The 2,260-nt window shown below is 44.0% G+C and carries 3 protein-coding genes; all 3 read right to left on the bottom strand.

All coding sequences use genetic code 11. The annotated features are described in order from the left end of the window. Positions 1 to 314 precede the first annotated feature (314 nt). The 3 genes from ACKI5G_RS02925 to ACKI5G_RS02915 are packed head-to-tail and all read right to left on the bottom strand — an operon-like array spanning position 315 to position 2,130. On the bottom strand, positions 315 to 971 hold the full coding sequence (locus ACKI5G_RS02925; protein WP_407397489.1) for an NAD(P)H-dependent oxidoreductase: 657 nt from the start codon (positions 969 to 971) through the stop codon (positions 315 to 317). Then, the gene (locus ACKI5G_RS02920) at positions 959 to 1,465 is read right to left on the bottom strand and encodes a hypothetical protein (RefSeq protein ID WP_407397487.1); all 507 of its coding nucleotides are present in this window, start codon (positions 1,463 to 1,465) and stop codon (positions 959 to 961) included. The genes ACKI5G_RS02925 and ACKI5G_RS02920 overlap by 13 nt, the downstream gene beginning before the upstream one ends. Positions 1,466 to 1,491: 26 nt before the next feature. Then, the gene (locus ACKI5G_RS02915) at positions 1,492 to 2,130 is read right to left on the bottom strand and encodes a GNAT family N-acetyltransferase (protein WP_407397485.1); all 639 of its coding nucleotides are present in this window, start codon (positions 2,128 to 2,130) and stop codon (positions 1,492 to 1,494) included. Between the last annotated feature and the right edge of the window lie 130 nt (positions 2,131 to 2,260).

Below are 2,260 nucleotides of genomic sequence, written 5' to 3'. Positions count from 1 at the left end.
ACGAATTCTCCGCCAAGTAAAAACACCTCACTTTTGAAGTTTTCCCGAAACACGAAGTCATTCGGCAAAACTTGAATTTGTTGGTGTTATTATCTCACACGAATGGGCTGTGGGGAATACGACCTAAACTTTGACGTTTACAATACAACTTTTTAATATAGTCATCAAGTAATTTAATTTAGTCATTTCCATGTAAAATGACTAAATTGAAACTCGAAATGACATAATTAAATCGTTACGACAAAAACATACAAAAAACGGCAAATGCCCAAATATAGCATTTGCCGTTTTTCCATTATTCTATGAACTAAGTATCATTTTTCCTTATATGGCTCATAATCCAGTGGCTTGGTACAGCCCCATTTTGTGGCCACCTTTTGAAAGTTTTTGCGCTGTATGGTTTTAAACATCAGTTTCAAGCACAGGCGCAGAGGGAGCGGAAAGATTTCCAGCCCAGTGAATTTACGGCATTCATCGGAAAAGAAATCGCCATTCCGGGCGAAAATCTGCCCCATATTACGGTAGGGCTCAGTTATTTTATCCCGTTCCTTACCTTCAGCAAAACGTATGCCGAAATTATCCCCCTTTACCAGGGTTCCACCGTATTTGCACCCCAGCTGCCCGGCCAATAATCTTAAATAATTCTCACCGCAGCGAAGCTGGGCCCCTTCAGCAAAACCGCTCTGCAAAATAAAGGATAACTGAGTATTTTCATTCTTGGGGGCAAGGCCTTCCATAAACTCCATCAGCAGCCCCGGAACACACTCCACATAAAGAGGTAAGGCGATTATGATGTTATCATTTTCCCTAAAGGCTTCCCTTATTTTCTCCCAGTCATTGCGGACAGAAATCTCATAAACCTCACTGGAACAGCCACCCTCCTGAAGCCCGGCGGTGAACTTTTCCAATATCTTATCCGTATTGCTGAACTGCTTCACCCGTGGACTGCCGTTAATAATCAGTGCATGCATTTTGCCGCCTCCTTCAACTCAGCCACAGGATAAGCCCCCAGAGATTTGCTGTCCAGATTATCGGTACACCGGTCCAGCCACTGCCGCAGATAGTTTCTATTGGCGTCCCCCTGATAAATAATCCCAATATCCGTCCGCTTATCATAACGAAGTATATGCCGCATCTGGTCACCACGAAACTCAAGATAAATACAGAGAATCGGCAGTATCCGATCAAAAACATTCTTACCCTTATGGTTCAGAAAACCAAGAGCCGTGTCCGAAATAACCCATAGCTGGTCTGCAGTAATTATTTTCTGCATTATCTCTGCATAATCGTCATTAATGACACAAGTGCCGGGGTTCTTCAGCCAGCAATGACCACAGCCCATGCAATGGCTTATGTTCATATCAGCTGTATCAATGACATCAAAATCTGTCTTTTTCTGATTAAGAAGCCCTTTTAATATTTCTGACATATTGCTATTTGAAGTCGTGTTTATGATAAGTACCATAGCTCCTCCGCAATGCCATTAAAAAATTACCCGAAAATCTGTCCCGGCAAGACTTTCTTTTCCTTATACGGGAACTGGGCCTCAAAGGCTTCCAGCTCCTCAGGATTTTCCTCGGCTACCATGTAGCCGGCTGGTGGAGCATATTCCCCCGTGATGCCAGATAAATAGCCTGGCTTTAATTCCTTGCAGAGGAAGAATGATGCGTCCTCTCCCTCCGGCAGCCCATGATAGCGGATGCCAAATTCACTGGCGTAGGTAAAGCCGCTCTTGCCATAAAAATCAATATTTCCTTCAAAGCACATGGCACCACAGCCCAGCTCTGCAGCTTGCTCAAGGCAATAATCAAGCAGCAGCTTTCCATAGCCCTGGCGCTTGTATTCGGGAGCAATAGAGATTGGTCCCATGGCCATTACCGGAATATTTTGCCCATTATCAGCCTTAATAATAGCCCGCATAAATATATTCTGGCCAATGAGTACGCCTCCCTTTTCCATAACAAAGTCCAGCTCTGGCACAAAATCAGCATTATCTCTCAGCTTATGCAGCACATAATGCTCCACACAGCCGGGACGGTACACATTCCAAAATGCTTCCCTAACAAGGTTCTCCACAGCCCTATAGTCCTGCTGAGTCTCCCGACGAATAACTATATCTTTTTTATCCAATTTTCTCGCTTCTTTCTTTATACATATATTCAAGTTTGCCCGTGCACAGTAGCACAGGCCTTCAAATTCTTCAAAGCGTCTGGATTGTTCTCAATAATTGCCCCCACCGTCTTGCATTCTTCCAGCTCCT

The sequence above is a fragment of the Anaerovibrio sp. genome, assembly GCF_045637405.1.
In the GTDB taxonomy this organism is placed as follows: Bacteria; Bacillota; Negativicutes; order Selenomonadales; family Selenomonadaceae; genus Anaerovibrio.
The sequence above is the reverse complement of the archived record's forward strand: the minus strand, read 5'-3'. Positions and strand labels throughout refer to the sequence as shown.

Excerpts from the sequence above, each read along its gene's own strand:
- ACKI5G_RS02925 (WP_407397489.1), bottom strand. The coding sequence starts at position 971 with ATGCATGCACTGATTATTAACGGCAGTCCACGGGTGAAGCAGTTCAGC.
- ACKI5G_RS02920 (WP_407397487.1), bottom strand. The coding sequence starts at position 1,465 with ATGGTACTTATCATAAACACGACTTCAAATAGCAATATGTCAGAAATA.